3 protein-coding genes are annotated in these 18,939 nt (G+C 48.9%); 1 reads left to right on the forward strand and 2 read right to left on the reverse strand.

The window, feature by feature from the left end; all coding sequences use genetic code 11:
• Position 1 precedes the first annotated feature (1 nt).
• Positions 2–1,351 (reverse strand): HlyD family type I secretion periplasmic adaptor subunit, encoded by a 1,350-nt coding sequence (locus KJB05_RS21785; RefSeq protein ID WP_009704725.1) that lies wholly within the window; start codon positions 1,349–1,351, stop codon positions 2–4.
• A gap of 12 nt (positions 1,352–1,363) precedes the next feature.
• Positions 1,364–1,717 carry a hypothetical protein gene (locus KJB05_RS21790; protein ID WP_029790234.1) on the reverse strand — a complete coding sequence of 118 codons (354 nt, stop codon included), beginning with the start codon at positions 1,715–1,717 and terminating at the stop codon, positions 1,364–1,366.
• Between the two features lie 200 nt (positions 1,718–1,917).
• On the opposite strand from KJB05_RS21790, the gene KJB05_RS21795 reads away from it, so the two are divergent.
• On the forward strand, positions 1,918–18,888 hold the full coding sequence (locus tag KJB05_RS21795) for a tandem-95 repeat protein (protein WP_208444485.1): 16,971 nt from the start codon (positions 1,918–1,920) through the stop codon (positions 18,886–18,888).
• Positions 18,889–18,939: the final 51 nt, after the last annotated feature.

Here is an 18,939-nt window from a genome sequence, read left to right on the forward strand (position 1 = left end):
ATTACCTCTCATCGAACGCGTCTTCGATAGCCGACATAACTGGCTTCGCAGCGTATTCGATAACCCGACGTGACCCTGTTTTGACGTCGGCGGTAAACTCCATGTAAGGGGACAGTTTGTATTGTGTGCCTCCACGCTCTAGATAGTTTTGGCTGATTTGGATTTCAGCGAGGTAGAATTCAGCGTCCTCTTCTTCATAGGACGAACGGCTGATCGACGCGATTCGACCTTCCAAAAATCCGTATTTGGCAAAGTTGTAGGTGTCCATCTTCACTTTGACTGCCTGTCCGATTTCAACAAAGCCCATGTCTTTACGTGGAATCTTTGCTTCGCCATGAAGGGAGTTATTAATCGGCGCAATGTCCGCGATACTTTCCCCCGGCGGTATCACGGCAGAGCGGAAGTTGAAGTGCACTTTATCCACCACACCATCAATAGGGGCGTAGACCACAAGACGATCCACTTTGTCTGAGTGTTGAGGACGAAGAATGCGTTTCAGCTTAAGATCTTTCTTCGCTTGAATGATTTGCGCTTGGTATTCGGAGTTGCGGTTTTCCACCAAGTCTCGGTATTGCTTCTCTAGTTTGTCGAGTTGGAAGCGCTCATTCATGACTGACTCATCAAGGTTTTCAATCTCACGCACCATGTTTGACTCTTGAACCTGCATATTCAGAACATCGACATAAGATGCCATTTCTTCTTTATAGAGGGTGTTCTTGATATTGAGCTGCTTGCGAATCAAAGAAAGCTGGTTTTCGGAGCTTTTGCGGCGCTTAAGCATAGAATCAATCAACGAGTTCTTGTGATTGATGTCGTGGGTGATCAACTCTTCATTAGAGCGGTTTTTGGAAAACTCTTGCTGCCAGGTATTCATATTTACCTGAACCAATTCTGGATATTTTTCGATGTAGGCAGAGAAATCGGGCTCCACCATATCGCGCAAGCTTTCATAACGGAGTTTGTCTAACTCGAGCTGAATGATTTCTGTGTTTACCGTATCGAGTTGAGTGTTTCTATCCAAAGAACGAATTCGCGCAATGGGTTGACCTTCGTAAACCACTTCGCCTTTGCGCACTAACATTTCTTCGAGAATACCGCCTTCAAGGTGTTGCACTTTTTCTACGTCAGATTCCAGCAATAGCTCACCGCGCACCGACACCACAATGTCGATACGAGCTTGAGACGCCACGGCGATCGCCACCATTGAAAGCAAAAAGATAACCAGCAGTGTTTTGTGTACGCTGGTCATCGCACTGGCTAGCACGATCGTATCGTCTGCGGTCACCTTCGAAGACTCGTTGTTGGACACGAGTGCTTTTCTGAGGTGGTGCTCGATCTGCTTGTTACTCATGATCCACCCCGGTTATTCATCATCTGCGCTGTCATCGATAGAGTTCTCGATATCTAACAGCTGGCTTATTTGTTTGTTCACGTTGTTGAGCTCAGTTTTGATGTCCTCGATCAATTCATTAGGTGCGGGAAAGTGGTGCTTACTTAAATGTTCTAGCTTTGCCATCTTGGGTGGTAAATCATCATCACAAAGCAGGACCAGAATGGTTTTCAGCTTTTTTGAGTAGCCGCTCAGCTCTTCAAAACGGTTTTGTTTATGCAGCATTTCGATGTTGATCGCCGCGCTGCTGAAATCCTTATAAAAATCTCCCAATAGCAATTGCAGCCCTTTGTGGCTGTTGTCGACTGAGCGCAACAGATTCGTCATGTTTATCATTGTTCCACCGCCCTAATTGCTTTAATGACAATAACTAAGGATCTTTAAATTGCGTTTTCAAATTTTTTTTACCTCTTTCTGGTTAAACAACATGAGTATGAAAAAAGTTGGATAAAAAAGTTGGTTTTCCAGAATGGTGTCCTTTACTGCCTCTAAACACGATCAGTTAGCTAATGGCAACGGAGGCTGTAATGGCAGGTGACAACAACCAAAATAACCAAAACAAAGACCTAAATGACGCGGTAGAACAAACGGAAACCAATGACGCGGGTACGCCCTCCCAGCAGCAGAATCAGCAAAATCAACAGAATACGATTGCTTCGACCGTAGCGACAGGTGCTGAAAACACCGACGCAGCAGATGAAGCCAATCAGGCGATGGAAGATAACCCAAGTGGTGCCGGAGCAGAGGAAGAAGCCTCGGCGTCCGGTGGTGCGGTACAAGAAGACGCGCCAGAGAGTAGCGGTGGTTCGGATGCCGCTCAATCGAATGTGGTAGACAGCGTGGCATCAGACGGTGGGTCTGGTGAAGAAGCGGCTGGCAGCGGCGGTGCGGCTTCCGGTGCGGGTGCACAAGCTGTTGGTGGCGGTGATGCCTCTGGCTCTGAAGGTGGTTCGGACGCAGAAGGCAATGAAGCACAAGGACAAGCTGTACAAACTTCGGCTGCGCCAAGTGCCTCTTCATCTGATTCTGAAGGTTCACAAGGTGGTGATAACCTAGATTCAGAAACCACAGAAGAAACCTTTGCGGTGGACGTTCAAGACACCAGTGAAGAGACCACGACGCAAGTAGAAGATGATTTCGACTCAGAAACTACGAGCGAAACGTTCCAAATTAAAGTCGAAGGTGAAAACGATGCGCCAGAGGTAGAACAAGATCTGGCTTACATCATGGATGAAGATGGCACCATTACCTTCACGCAAGAACAATTACTCGAATACGCAAGTGATGTTGATGGCGACGACCTTGTTGCGTCTAACGTCCAAGTAGGTGCGAATGCATCGGTTCAAGACAATGGTGACGGCACGTTCACCGTGGTTCCGGACGCTGATTTCAATGGTGAACTCGACTTAACGTTTGATATCAGTGATGGTCAAGAAACCGTTTCAAGTTCTATCGATTTAACCGTTCGTCCAATCAATGACGCACCAGTGCCTGAAGATAAAACCTTTGAGGTGGAAGAAGACGGAACTCTGATCTTCACCGATGCTGACCTGCTTGCTGGCGCAACGGATATTGAAGGCGATAACCTAACAGTTGAAGGTGTGAGTTACGATGGTGGCGACGGCATCCTGACCGACAACGGTAATGGGACTTACACTTTTGCGCCAAATGAAAACTTCAATGGTGATGTGAACTTCAGCTTTGACGTGTCTGACGGGACAGATACGGTTTCTGCTAACATTGATGTAAGCGTCACGCCTGTCGATGACGCACCAGTATCAGGCAATCTTGCTTACTCGGTGGATGAAGATGGCTCGATTCGTTTGAGCCAAGAGCAGTTGCTGTCGCAAGCTTCCGATGTGGAAGGTGATGCACTGACGGCGTCTAACCTTTCGGTAGATGGCAATGCGACGGTGACTCAAAATGACGATGGCAGCTTCACCATCACGCCGGACGCAGATTTCAACGGTGATATCGACATCAGCTTCGATATCTCAGATGGCACGAACACCGTTCAAGCAACCGCTGATCTAACCGTTAACCCAATCAACGATTTGCCGGTTCCTCAAGACCAGCAGTTCAGCGTGGAAGAAGATGGCACGCTGATCTTTACGGACGCAGACCTGCTTACTGGCGCAACGGATATTGAAGGCGATAACCTAACAGTTGAAGGTGTGAGCTACGACGGTGGCGACGGCATCCTGACCGATAACGGTAATGGGACTTACACTTTTGCGCCAAATGAAAACTTCAATGGTGATGTGAACTTCAGCTTTGATGTGTCCGATGGCACAGATACGGTTTCTGCCAACATTGATGTAAGCGTCACGCCTGTCGATGACGCACCAGTATCTGGCAATCTTGCTTACTCAGTGGATGAAGATGGCTCGATTCGTCTGAGCCAAGAGCAGTTGTTGTCGCAAGCTTCTGATGTGGAAGGCGATGCACTGACGGCTTCTAACCTTTCGGTAGATGGCAACGCGACGGTGACTCAAAATGACGATGGTAGCTTCACCATCACGCCGGACGCAGATTTCAACGGTGATATCGACATTAGCTTTGATATCTCAGATGGCACGAATACCGTTCAAGCAACCGCCGATCTAACCGTTAATCCAATCAACGATCTGCCTGTTCCTCAAGACCAACAATTTAGTGTGGAAGAGGACGGCACGCTGCAATTTACTGATGCGGATCTGCTTGCTGGTGCGACCGACATTGAAGGCGATGACCTTTCTGTAACCGGAATCAGCTATGAAGGCACCGACGGCGTTCTAACTGACAATGGCGATGGCACGTATAGCTTTGCGCCAAATGAGAACTTCAATGGCGATGTAAACTTCAGCTTCGACGTATCTGATGGCACAGATACGGTTTCAGCGAATGTAGATGTGAGCGTCACGCCGGTGAATGATCCTCCGGTGGCTGGTTCAACGTCTTACACGGTTCACGAAGACAACTCTATTACCATTTCTGACGCGCAACTGTTGGCAAATTCTTCGGATCTAGAAGGGGATGTCTCGATTGATAGCGTGAGCTACTCTGGCAGCGATGGTGTGTTGCAAATCAATGGTGACGGTACGTACACCTTCTCTCCAAATGAAAACTTTAATGGTGAAGTGACGCTTGATGTCGTCGTCGCTGATGAAGAAGGCGCAACGGATGCCACCGCTGCTGGTATTACGGTGCTGGAAGTGAACGATCCACCAGTCGCTGGACCAACTTCTTACACTATTGATGAAGATTCAGTTCTGACGTTTAGTGAGTCGCAAGTGCTGTTGAATGCCTCTGATGTGGAAGGCGATGTAGAGCTTGTTGGCATTAGCTATGATGGTCCGGATGGCATTTTCACCGTTAACGATGATGGCACGTGCAGCTTCGCGCCAAACGAGAACTTTAACGGACAAGTTCAACTTGATGTCACCATTCGAGATGAAGATGGAGCAGAAGTTGATACCGTCATCAATGTGAATGTATTGTCAATCAATGATGCGCCAGTATCGGGTGATTTGGCTTACAGCGTTGATGAAGACGGTGCGATTACACTCAGCCAAGAGCAGCTTCTTTCTCAAGCGTCTGATATTGAGGGCGATGACCTGACTGCTAGCGATTTGACTGTCGATGGAAACGCAACCGTTACAGCGAACGACGATGGCAGCTTCACGATTACGCCAGATGCGGACTTTAATGGTGACATTGATATCCAATTCAACATTACGGACGGCACAGACACTATCCAAGCAACAGCGGATCTAACGGTTAATCCAGTTAACGATCTTCCTGTCCCTCAAGACCAGCAGTTCAGTGTTGAAGAAGACGGCACGCTTCAGTTTACCGACGCAGACCTACTTGCCGGCGCGACCGACATCGATGGCGATAACTTAACGGTTGACGGCATTAGCTATACAGGCAGCGATGGTGTGCTGACTGACCACGGCGATGGTACTTACACCTTTGCACCAAACGAAAACTTCAACGGCGATGTCAGCTTTAGCTTTGGTGTTTCTGACGGCACTGAGACCGTACCAGCAAATGTGGACGTGAGCGTCACTCCAGTCAACGATCCTCCGGTTGCGGGTGCAACGTCTTACACGGTTGATGAAGACAACGCGATTACCCTTTCCGACGAGCAGCTTCTGGCTAACTCTTCGGATGTAGAAGGCGCAGTGTCCATCGATAGCGTGACCTATTCAGGCACCGATGGCGTATTCCAAGACAACGGTGACGGCACTTATACCTTCATGCCGAATGAGAACTTCAGTGGTGATATCAGCCTTGATGTGATTGTGGCGGATGAGCAAGGAGCTATTGACGAAACGACCGCAGGCATTACGGTTATTGAAGTGAATGACCCTCCAGTTGCCGGTCCAACGTCTTACTCGGTTGACGAAGATTCAGTACTGACATTCAGTGAGTCACAAATTCTTGCCAACGCATCTGATATCGAGGGCGATGTAGAGCTTGTTGGCATCAGCTATGAAGGCTCGGATGGTATCTTTACCGTCAATGGCGATGGTACTTGCAGCTTTGCGCCAAACGAGAACTTCAATGGTCAAGTTCAGTTGGATGTGACCATTCAAGATGAGAATGGGGCAACCGTTGATACGCACATCAATGTCGACGTATTGCCAATCAACGATCCTCCAGTATCGGGTGATTTGGCTTACACCATCAACGAAGACAGCTCAATTACGCTAAGCCAAGAGCAGTTGCTTGCCAAAGCGGGCGATATTGATAGCGAGAACCTTGAAGCCATCAATTTATCGACAGATGACAACGCGACAATTCAATACAACGATGATGGCAGTTACACCATCACACCGGATGAAAACTACAACGGCGACCTAGATCTGACCTTCGATATCATTGATAACGATGGCGGCTCGGTACAAGTTGGTCTGGATATTACGGTTAATCCTGTGAATGACTTGCCACAAGCGCAAGATCAACAGTTCACGGTAGAAGAAGATGGCACCCTGCTGTTCACGGATGCAGACCTATTGGAAGGCGCATCGGATATTGATGGCGATGATCTGTCTATCGAAAACGTTCTCTATACAGGTGCGGATGGTGTGCTTACCGATAATGGTGATGGCACTTACAGCTTCGCGCCGAATGAGAACTTCAACGGTGATGTTCAGTTCACATTCGATGTGTCTGACGGCACAGGTTCAACACCAGCATTCATTGATGTCAGCGTGACTCCAGTGAACGATCCTCCGGTAGCAGGTTCTACGTCTTACACGGTTCAAGAAGATGGTCAAATCACCATTAGTGACGAGCAGTTGTTAGCCAACTCTTCTGATGTGGAAGGTGACGTAGCCTTGGCGAATGTTAGCTACTCTGGTAACGACGGTAGCTTCGTGGACAATGGCGACGGCACATATACCTTCACGCCAAATGAAAACTTTGACGGTAACATTTCTCTCGACGTTACGGTTATCGACCAAGATGGTGCAACGGATACGACAACCGCAGGCATCGATGTTATCGCGGTGAACGACGCACCTGAAACGTCAGGCATTCAAGCGGAGGTGGATGAAGATAACGCCATCACCATTACACAAGAACAGTTGCTTGCGAATGCGACAGACATTGAAGGTGATGACCTTGTTGCCAGCAATCTGCAAACCAATGACCCGGATGCGACGATCGTAGCCAATGACGATGGTTCTTTCACCATTACGCACACCGAAAACTTTAACGGTGAGTTGGACTTCACTTACAACGTCAGCGATGGCGAAAATGATGTTCTGACCACGTTGGATCTGACCGTTAATCCTGTCAACGATGCGCCAGAAGCGGGCGACGAGATCTTTATTCAAGCGGAAGAAGACCAAACAGTGGGTGTTTCTCTGCGTGAAGAGCCTGCGTTACGTCTCGACCAAGCCCCTGAAAACGGCATCATTGAAGCAAATCTAAATGACGAATGGGTACAGCTAGAAGTCGGGCAGGAGGTTCCTGCAGACACGGAAGTGCGCTTCATTCCAAATGATGATGCATTGGCGAACGGTACGCACACGAGTCAAATTGGTACCTTTGATGACAACGCCAGCCTTGATGATTGGGGTACGGCTGTTGACCCTTACACTCGTGAGTTTGTCGATGGCGATTTGAAAGTTACTGTTCAAAGTAATGATGACCCACTCGGTGCTTGGAATGGTAAAACACACATCGGTCACGGTATTGGCGATACTGACCGTCAAGGCTTGAGTGGTGATGAAAAACTGACTGTGAGCGTTGAAGGTCAAGACATCAACGAAATCAGCTTCCACCTAGATGGTCTAGGCGGCTGGTTTATGGAAGAGTCTCGCCACTTTACCGAAGTCGAAATTCGCGCATTCAACTCTGATGGTGACTTGATCGACTCGATGACTTACCACAAAGAAGATCGTGGTAGCTATGAGACGGATTACACTCTAACGGTGAACGAGCCGGTGTCTTACTTTGAGCTAGGTACGATTCAAGGTAACGGTACTTACGTGGTTCAAAACATGACGGTTTCGCAAACTTGTCATGATGAAGCGGTGTTCACATCTATTGGCGTGGACGGCACGGAAATCACGGAAACGGTAGAGCTTAATATCCGTGAAGGTGACAGTGAAATCGAACTGACCGCTGACCTGCCAAATGTGACCATTGATACCGAAGGTTCTACGCAGTTTGCCTCTGTGGTAATCACAGAAGAGCAGCTTCTCGCACAAGCGAGTGATATCGATAGTGACGTTCTTGATATTCAAAACCTTGAGCTGGTGGGGGACAACGCGGAGCACGCTACGTTAACCGACAACGGCGATGGTACATGGACAGTTACACCAGATGAGAACTTCTACGGTGAGATTGAGCTAGGTTACCAAGTCACGGATGGTGAACTCACCGACGACAACATCATCAACATCAACTTCGAAGCGGTAAACGATGCGCCAATCGTTTCTGGTCCAATTGTGTTGTCGACTGATGAGGATGTGGGCATTACGTTTAGCGCGGACGATCTGCTTGCCAATGCAAGTGATGTGGAAGGCGATGCGCTGTCTATCTCTGATATCTCTTACAGCGGTAATAACGGTGAGCTTGTCGACAATGGCGACGGCACTTACACCTTTATGCCGAATGAAAACTTCAATGGTGAAGTCGATATCGATTACAAAGTCTTCGATGGCACCGATGAAGTCGATACCCATCTAGATCTGACCGTTATTCCGGTCAACGATGTGCCAGTTCCTGGTGCGCCGCTGCATACTCAAATGCTAGAAAACGGCACCATCATCATCGAAGCAAAAGACCTGCTATCAGGTGCGACCGATGTGGATGGCGACATTCTGCATATCGAAAATCTGCTGCTTGTTGACCAGTCACAAGGTACGTTGACAGACAACGGCGACAACACCTTTACCTTCGAACCAACTTCGAACTTCTATGGTGAAGTGAACTTGACCTTCGACATCAGCGACGGTCAAGCAAGTGCACCAAGCACTGCGAAGATCGATGTTGAGATCGTCAACGAAGGTCCAGAGGTCAGCGGCCCGGTTGATGCGGTCGTTGATGAAGATGGCTCAATTACCATCACTCAAGAAGACTTGTTAGCGAACGCGACGGACGTGGATGGTGACAACCTTGAAGCGGTGAACCTGTCGACCAACGATCCTAATGCAACCATCGTTGAGAACGCTGATGGTAGCTTCACGATTACACCGAGCGAAAACTTCTTTGGTGAAATCGAATTTACTTATGACGTAACTGACGCGATCGAAACCGTCGCTGCGGATCTAAACCTCACCGTTAACCCAGTGAACGACCTGCCAGATGTACCTGATTTGTCCTTCACTACAGAAGATGGCGAAGCTATCACGATTACTGAAGCAGAGCTGCTGGCTGAAGCGAGGGACATCGAAGGCGATGATTTATCTGTTGTGAACGTGACGAGTTTAAGCGACACGGTTCAAGTGACAGACAATGGCGATGGCACTTACACGTTAACGCCAGAGCAGGGCTTCTTTGGTAATGTTGACCTCACGTTTGATGTGAGCGATGGCACCGATGTGGTGGCGGCAAACATCGACTTGAAAGTTGAGTTCGTCAACGATGCTCCAGAAGCAGCATCAATCGTGGCAGACGTGGACGAGGATGGATCTATCCTCGTGACACAAGAAATGCTGCTTGAAAACGCTAGCGATCAAGATGGTGATGACCTATACGCAACGGCACTAGAAACCAATGACCCGAATGCCTCTATCGTGGACAACGGCGACGGTACCTTTACCGTTACGCCTTCACAACATTTCAATGGAGACATCGAGTTTACTTATGAAGTGAGCGACGGTGAATTGAGTGTTGCCAATGAAATGACATTGACGGTGAACCCAGTCAATGACATTCCAATTGTTGCACCTGGCATGTACCACATTGAAGAGGATGGCAGCATCCTGTTCACGCAAGAAGATCTGCTAAGTGGCGCGATTGATATTGATGGTGATGACCTCACCGTTACCAGCATTAACTACTCGGGTGATGAAGGTACTGTAACGGACAACGGTGACGGTACGTTTAGCTTCGTACCAGAAGAGCACTTCAGTGGTGACTTGCAATTCAGCTTTACGGTTTCTGACGGTACTGATGAAGTTGAGCAAGACATTAATGTCCATATCGAAGCCGTGGCAGATGCGCCAGACCTAGTCATCACTGATGGCGATGGTCGAAACGTGGATGATCAAGCAATCTTGGTTGAGCCAGGCGGTATTGTTGAAGTGAACATTGCCGCAGCATTGGTTGACCAAGACTTGTCAGAAACGCTGACGGTGACCGTGGATGGTGTTCCTGAAGGTTCGGTGATCAGTTACGACAATGAAGGGGTACTTAACGATCAAGACAACGGTATCACCAGTTTCAACGATACTGAAATCACGGTTACGTTTGAAGGTGAAACCGCGGGTTACCAAAACACAGCGGGTTACTACAAAGTCGATGAAGATGGCAACATCACGGGCGTTGAAGTGGTATACGAAAACGCCTCTCAAGTTGGCGGCGGCGGTGACCTCGTTCCGGGACAAGATCAGTTCAGCTTCCAAATCTCGGAAGGGGAAAGCTTCAACCTATTCTTGATTCCTAACGGTCATAACTTCAATGACTTTGCATCCATGCAAGATGGTCAGTACGAGTTCCGTGCGGCAGATGGCTCTCCTGCGAACATGGATACAGTTGACCCGCAACTCGTGTTTGTTGGTGCTGATGGTTCTGAAACCGTGATTCAAAGTCAATTCGGTGATGCAGTCTTCCATGGTGGTTCAAGCTCAGAGCTTAACCAAGATGGTATTGAGCATACCCGAACCACCGTGAACGAGGACGGTGAACTGGTTTACGGCTTTGAAGATCTCTACGGTGGCGGCGATGCCGATTACACCGACTTCAACTTCACCATTGATGTCGGTGAAGTGAACAGCCAGATCTACAGCGGTGAAGTGACAGTCGGTCCAGATGGTTCTGTAACGCTTCCAACCACAGCAATTGAACAAGAGCTACAGATTCAATTGCCAGAAGACTTTAACCAACAGCTAGAAATCAACGTAACGGCAACGGCAACAGAGCTATCAAATAATGATTCTGAAACCGTTTCTCAAACCATCTACGTCAATGCAACAGGTGCCCACATTGAACACGCGCCTGAAGCATTGCCTGTTTCAGCGATGGTTGAAGAAGATGGTTCAATCCTAATTACGCAAGAAGATTTGCTTGCTAATGCGAGTGACTTGGATGGAGACCAACTGACAGCACTGAATCTGGCAACGGATGATGAAAACATCACCATCACAGACAATGGTGACGGCACTTACACCTTAACGCCAGATGCGGACTTTAATGGTGATATCACCTTTACGTTCGATGTGTCTGACGGCGATGATGTTGTCTCAACCAACCTTGAGTTATTGGTGTCACCAGTTAACGATGCGCCTGAACCACAAGATCAAGCGTTCACTGTTGGTGAAGATGGTGTGCTGACCTTTACTGATGCGGATCTGCTAACAGGCGCTACCGATATTGAAGGGGATGACCTATCTGTTGAGGGCGTCACTTACACAGGCGCGGACGGTGTTCTTACTGACAATGGTGATGGTACCTACAGCTTTGCACCGAACGAAAACTTCAATGGCGACGTAAACTTTACCTTCGATGTTTCTGATGGCACGGATACTGTGACCGCGAATATCGATGTAACAGTGACGCCAGAGAACGATCCACCGGTTGCAGGCAGCACGGCTTACACCGTTCATGAAGACAATTCGATTACCATCAGTGACGAACAGCTATTAGCGAACTCATCGGATATTGAAGGCGATGTGTTGATTGATAGCGTGAGCTACAGCGGTAACGATGGTGTGTTAGAAATCAACGGTGATGGTACTTACACCTTCTCACCAAACGAGAACTTCAGTGGCGAGGTGAGCCTAGATGTTGTCGTTGTCGATGAAGAAGGTGCAACGGACTCTACCACTGCTGGCATTACTGTGATTGAGGTAAATGACCCACCAATCGCAGGTCCTACCGCATACACTATCGATGAAGACCAAGTTCTAACCTTCAGTGAATCGCAAGTGCTACTGAATGCTTCGGATTTTGAAGGGGATGTTGAGCTAGTTGGCATCAGCTACGACGGTCCAGATGGTATCTTCTCAGTAAACGGCGATGGCACCTGTAGCTTTGCACCGAATGAAAACTTCAACGGCCAAGTGCAGTTGGATGTGACCATTCGCGATGAAGACGGCGCAGAGGTTGATACTTACATCACAGTCGATGTCTTACCAATCAATGATGCACCAGTATCGGGTAACTTGGCGTACAGCGTCGACGAAGACAACTCAATCACACTTAGCCAAGAGCAGCTTCTTGCTCAAGCATCGGATGTGGAAGGGGACGCGCTAACCGCATCTAATCTAGTGGTTGACGGTGATGCAACGGTTACGGCAAACGACGATGGTAGCTTTACTATCACGCCAGATGCGAACTTCAATGGCGACATTGATATCACGTTCGATATCAACGACGGCAGCGATACTATTGTTGCAACGGCGGACCTGACCGTTAACCCAGTTAATGACTTGCCGCAGCCGGAAGATCAAGCGTTCACCATTGGTGAAGATGGCGTGTTGACCTTCACTGACCAAGATCTGCTTGATGGTGCAACGGACATCGATGGTGATGACCTATCGGTAGAAGGTGTCACTTACACTGGCGCGGACGGTGTCCTAACTGACAATGGCGATGGCACATACAGCTTCGCTCCAAACGAAAACTTCAATGGCGACGTGAACTTCACCTTCGATGTTTCTGATGGCACGGATACCGTGACCGCGAATATCGATGTGACAGTCACGCCAGAGAACGATCCACCGGTGGCAGGCAGCACGTCTTACACAGTGCATGAAGACAACTCGATCACCATTAGTGACGAGCAGTTACTGGCGAATTCATCAGACGTCGAAGGAGATGTTGCGGTTGATAGCGTTAGCTACAGCGGCACAGATGGTGTGTTCCAAGACAATGGTGACGGTACGTACACCTTCTCGCCAAACGAGAACTTCAATGGCGAAGTGAGCCTAGACGTTGTCGTGGTCGATGAAGACGGTGCGACGGATTCAACTACCGCAGGTATTACAGTACTTGAGGTGAACGATCCACCAATTGCAGGCGCGACCAGCTACTCAGTGAACGAAGACGAAGTCATCACCATTAGCTCTGAGCAGTTATTGGCGAACGCTTCTGACGTTGAAGGTGAAGTTGCGATTGATAGCGTGAGCTACAGCGGCTCCGACGGTATCTTTACCGATAACGGTGACGGCACATTCAGCTTCGCACCAAACGCCAACTTTGATGGCGATGTTAGCTTAGATGTTGTGGTTGTTGATGAAGACGGTGCAACTGCGGCAACTAACGCAAACATCGATGTATTGCCAATCAACGATGCGCCAGTATCGGGCAACTTGGCTTACAGTGTCGATGAAGACAATTCAATTACGCTAAGCCAAGAGCAGCTTCTTGCTCAAGCATCGGATGTAGAAGGCGACGCATTAACCGCGACTAACTTAGTGGTTGACGGTGATGCAACGGTGACGGCAAACGATGATGGCAGCTTTACCATTACGCCTGATGCGAACTTCAATGGTGACATTGATCTGAGCTTCGACATTACGGACGGTGATGCAACCATTCAAGCGACTGCCGATCTGACTGTGAACCCAGTGAATGACTTGCCAACGGTTGGTCAGCCACAGTTTGTTACGCAAGAAGACACCAGCTTCACCTTCACTGAAGAGCAACTGCTGCAAAATGCAGGTGATATCGATGGTGATAACCTAACGGTTGAAAACGTTGCCTCTGATAGCGGTACGTTAGTCGACAACGGTGACGGCACTTACACCTTCGCACCGAATGAAAACTTCGACGGCAACGTGAACGTGACGTTTGATGTCAACGATGGCACTGCAACGGTTCCTGCTGAAGCGAACATTGATGTTCAATCTGTGGTTGATATGCCAGAGCTGTCGATTGCTTCGGACTTGGTGATTGCTTCAGACAACTTCGAGTCTGGCTCGAACGGTTGGAACGCGAATACTGAAAGTTCACAAGGCTTCGAAACGGGCGACATGCTGGGTCGTATTGGTGGCACTGGCGGTGATGAAGCGGTCAGCAAAACCTACGAGATCCCAAGCGATGTCAACGAAGTGAATATCTCGTTTAGCTTCTACGAAATCGATTCTTGGGATGGCGAGTCGTTCCAAATCTTTGTCGGCGGTGAACAGCTAACCACCTTGGAGAACTCCGCGTTCCGTACTCAAGATGGTACGACAACGCTTTACGACTCAGATGGTAATGAAGTGGGTGAAGTCGTCCATGGATCTTCACAAGGCGAAGGCTTTAGCTTCTGGAATGATCAGGCACACCAAGTGAACTTAACCGTTCCGGTGGAAGACGGTCAGCTTCAGTTGGGCTTTGGTTCTACACTAAACCAAAGTATTCCTGACGAGTCATTCGGCATCGACAACATCGAAATCACGGTAGCGGACGCGGATTACCAAATCATTGGTACCGAAGATACGCCAGTGCCGCTTGATATCGATGCTGCGTTAACCGATACCGATGGTTCAGAAAACCTCGCTATCTTGATTGAAGATGTGCCAGAAGGCAGCGCACTATCGGCAGGTGTCGATAATGGTGACGGCACTTGGTCACTACAACCAGGCGAGCTAGAAGGACTAGAGTTTATCCCTTCTGCGGACTTCAACGGCGATGTGACACTAACCGTGAACGCAACCTCTACGGATGTGGATACCGGAACCACAGCGACAGCGACGCAAGATGTGACGATTCATATCTTGCCAACCAATGATGCACCAGAAGTTACGGGTGATATCAGCGCAGTCACTGCCGAAGACAACAGCATCACGCTAACTCAAGAGCAGTTACTTGAGCATGCCGTTGATATCGATGGTGATGATCTAAGCGCAATCAACCTGAGCACCAATGATGAAAATGCAACGGTTGAAATGAACGAGGATGGCAGCTTTACCATTACTCCGAGCGAGAACTTCTACGGTGATATCGAGTTCACCTACGATGTGACTGACGGGGAAGAAGTGGTTGCGGCTGGTCTCGACTTAACAGTAACACCAGTCAATGATGCGCCAGAGCCACAAGATCAAGCGTTCACCGTGGGTGAGGACGGTCTTCTTACCTTCACAGACGCAGACTTGTTAACAGGCGCGACGGATGTAGAAGGTGACAACCTAACCGTTGAAGGTGTGACTTACACTGGCGCGGACGGTGTCCTAACCGACAATGGTGACGGCACTTACAGCTTCGCACCGAACGAGAACTTCAATGGCGATGTGAACTTCACGTTTGATGTATCAGACGGTACGGATACCACCTCTGCCAACATTGATGTGAGTGTGACGCCAGAGAACGATCCACCGGTGGCAGGCAGTACGTCTTACACAGTACATGAAGACAACTCGATCACCATCAGTGACGAGCAACTACTGGCTAATTCGTCGGATATTGAAGGCGGCGTAGACATCAGTAGTGTGACTTACAGTGGTAACGATGGCGTCTTCCAAGACAATGGCGATGGTACGTACACCTTCTCTCCAAACGAGAACTTCAATGGCGAGGTCAGCCTAGACGTTGTAGTTGTCGATGAAGAGGGTGCGACAGACTCGACCACTGCGGGTATCACAGTACTTGAGGTGAACGATCCACCAATCGCAGGTGCGACCAGTTACTCTGTCAATGAAGACGAAGTCATTATCTTCACGGAAGAGCAACTGCTAGCGCAATCAAGCGATGTGGAAGGTGACGTGAGCCTAGAAAGCGTCTCTTACAGTGGTAGCGACGGTATTCTAACGGCGAATGACGATGGCACTTACAGCTTCGCACCAAATGAAAACTTCAACGGTGGCGTAAGCCTAGACGTAGTAGTCGCTGATGAAGACGGTGCAACTGCGACAACCAACGCGAACATTGATGTATTGCCAGTCAACGATGCTCCGGTATCTGGCGACTTGGCTTACAGCGTCGATGAAGACGGTTCAATCACATTGAGTCAAGAGCAGTTACTGGCTCAAGCGGGTGACGTCGACAGCGATAATCTAGAAGCAGTGAACTTAACCGCGGTAGCCAATGCAACCGTTGTTGAGAACCAAGATGGTAGCTTTACGATTACGCCTGATGCGAACTTCAATGGCGATATCGACCTAAGCTTCGACTTGATTGATAACGATGGTGCGAGCGTGGAAGTGGGCGTCGACCTAACGGTGAACCCAATTAACGATGCGCCGCAATCAACGCCAGTGAATATTGTTGGCACCGAAGATACCACCATTCTTATTACGCAGGACATGTTGCTTGCTAACGCGACAGACATCGACAACACCTACGACGAACTGTCTGCTGTCGACCTAGTGATTGATGAGCAATACGGTGACTTGCTAGACAACGGTGATGGCACTTGGTCATTCACTCCGGCTGAGAACTTCAATGGTGATGTGCCAATGTCGTTCGGCGTCAGCGATGGTGATTTAGTGACGCCGGTTGAAGGCAATCTAAACATCGAAGCGGTTAACGATGCACCAGAAGCGCCAACCATCCAGATGCAAGGCGAAGAAGATGTGGTCATGGTGATTGACCCAGCTTACATCGCTGATCAAGTTACGGATCTTGATGGTGATGAAATCAGCGTAGAAAGCATCACGGTTCGTGCTCCTGCAAACGCGACATTAACCCAGCAGCCAGATGGTATGTACCACTTGGTAACCACTCAAGACTTCAATGGTTTGGTGGAACTGGGCTACACCGCGACGGATGGTGAAGAAGTGGTTGAAGGCTCGTTGAATGTGGATGTTATTCCAGTCAACGATGCTCCATTTAATGTGGGTAATGCCTTTATGGCAACCGACGAGGATGGCGCATTCACCTTCGACGCTGGCGACCTGATGAACTTGTTCGGCGATATCGATACTGAAAACCTAGTCGTATCACGTATTATCACCGCAGAAGGTGAAGATGGTGGTGAGGTAACAGACAACGGTGACGGTACTTGGACATTCACACCGACTGGCGATTTTGCAGGGGTTTCTGACTTGCAAGTTGTGGTAAGTGACGGTGAGTTTGAAACAGTACTTGATGTACCAGTGTTTGTTCGCCCTGTTGCGGATGGCGCAGTCATTACAACCGACCATGATGGTCCGTTAGTCTTCGGTGAGGACGAAACGGGTCACCTAGGCTTGAATGTCGGTCTAATCGACGATTCAGAAACGCTAAGTAACCTAGTGATGACTGGTTTCCCTGTTGGCTTCGAAGTTACGGATGGTGTGAACACCATTACCATTACGGAACCGGGTCAATACATCGACTTGAACGAGTGGGATATCTCAGACCTGCAAATGACGCCTCCGGCTGACTTTAATGGCGAGTTCTTCGTAACCGTGACCGCAACAACGGTGGATTATGGTGATGAGCCAGAAGAGTTCGAAGATGGCATCGATTCAGGTGACTTCGAAACCCTAGCAGGTGAACCCGTTATCCTAACCGCTGATGACCTAATCGGATTGGCAGAAAACGTAGACGCTGACGCGGGTGATGAAGTGAAATTCGTTCACCTAGCTGATCGCAGCCAAGGTGAGATTGTCGATAACGGTGATGGCACATGGACATTCAATCCAGCACCAGGCTTTACTGGTGAAGCGGATATCGCTTATGTGATTGATAAAGACGGTGTGCTTCATGATGAGCAAACGGGTGTGGTCGTGAAAGAAGACGCACCACAAGATAATGCTTCTCCAGAAATCGACAGCATTTCTACCACAGAAATGGCAGCGGATGGCACCTTGTCGTTCACCAATGATGACATGCTATCGACCTTGAGCGATGCAGAAGGCGACAGCTTAAGCATTGAGTCAGTGAGCCTAATGGAAGGTCAAGGTGTGATAGAGACCGATAACCAAGGTAACTACCAATTCACACCAGCAGAAGGCTACACCGGAGATGTTCAAGTTGGCTTTATTGCAACTGACGGTGAAAACCGCATTGAGAGCTTCTTTAATGTCGACATCCAAGGTGAAGGTGAAACCACAACCAGCGAAGGCTACGCACTGGCTGATGATGGTTCACTGACACTAACGGAAGCACAGTTGATTGATGAACTTGGCATTAGCCCTTCAGCAGAAGTGTTGGATGTGGCCGATGCAAACGATGCAGGTTTCTTCGCGAAATCAGGTGATGAAGAGTGGACATACTGGCCGAACGATGACTTCGACGGCAATTTGGCTATGGATGTTCAGGTCAACGACAACGGTGAAGTATCGACTCAGAATCTGAGCATCCAAGTTGCGGACGATTCAGCGCAAAGTGACGAGCCACAAATCCAAACTGCTCAAGCATCATCAGAGCAGCAAGTCGGCGAAGCGCAACAGCCTGAAGAGCAAGCAGCAAACGGTGCAGACAGTGAAGAGGAGAGCGCAGCTGATGTGACTGCAGCACCAGGCGATACCATTTCTATCTCGGTTCCAGATGAGGTCAGTGGTAACGAATCGGTGGATTATGCAGAAATGTCCGGTCTACCTGATGGTGCATCAGTAAGCAACGCACTGGATAATGGCGATGGTAGCTTCACATTAAGTGGCAACCTGAACCAACCAGTATCGGTTGACCTACCAGAAGGTTACGAAGGTACGAGCGAAATCCAATTCCAAGGTTACGATGAATTGGGCAGCGCAGTAGAAGGTGCGAGTGGCACAGTTGAAGTTGAAGTCGATGATCAATACACCATGCAAGGTTCTGCTCAAGATCAGCAACCAGACATGGCGGGTATGGAATCTGGCGGCAGCGACTGGACAAGTGCGGGAGGTCAAGATCAAGGTGTCGACTTCACGGATGACTCTGGCAGCTTCGACTCGGATACTCAAACGGGTACTGACCAAGGCAACGATTTCGATCAAAGCTCAATGTAACCAGTCCTAGACAAGGGCAGTGTCATTGCTGCCCGAACCAAAGCCATGCAG

This window comes from Vibrio sp. B1ASS3 (assembly GCF_905175355.1).
GTDB classification, from domain to species: Bacteria; Pseudomonadota; Gammaproteobacteria; order Enterobacterales; family Vibrionaceae; genus Vibrio; species Vibrio owensii.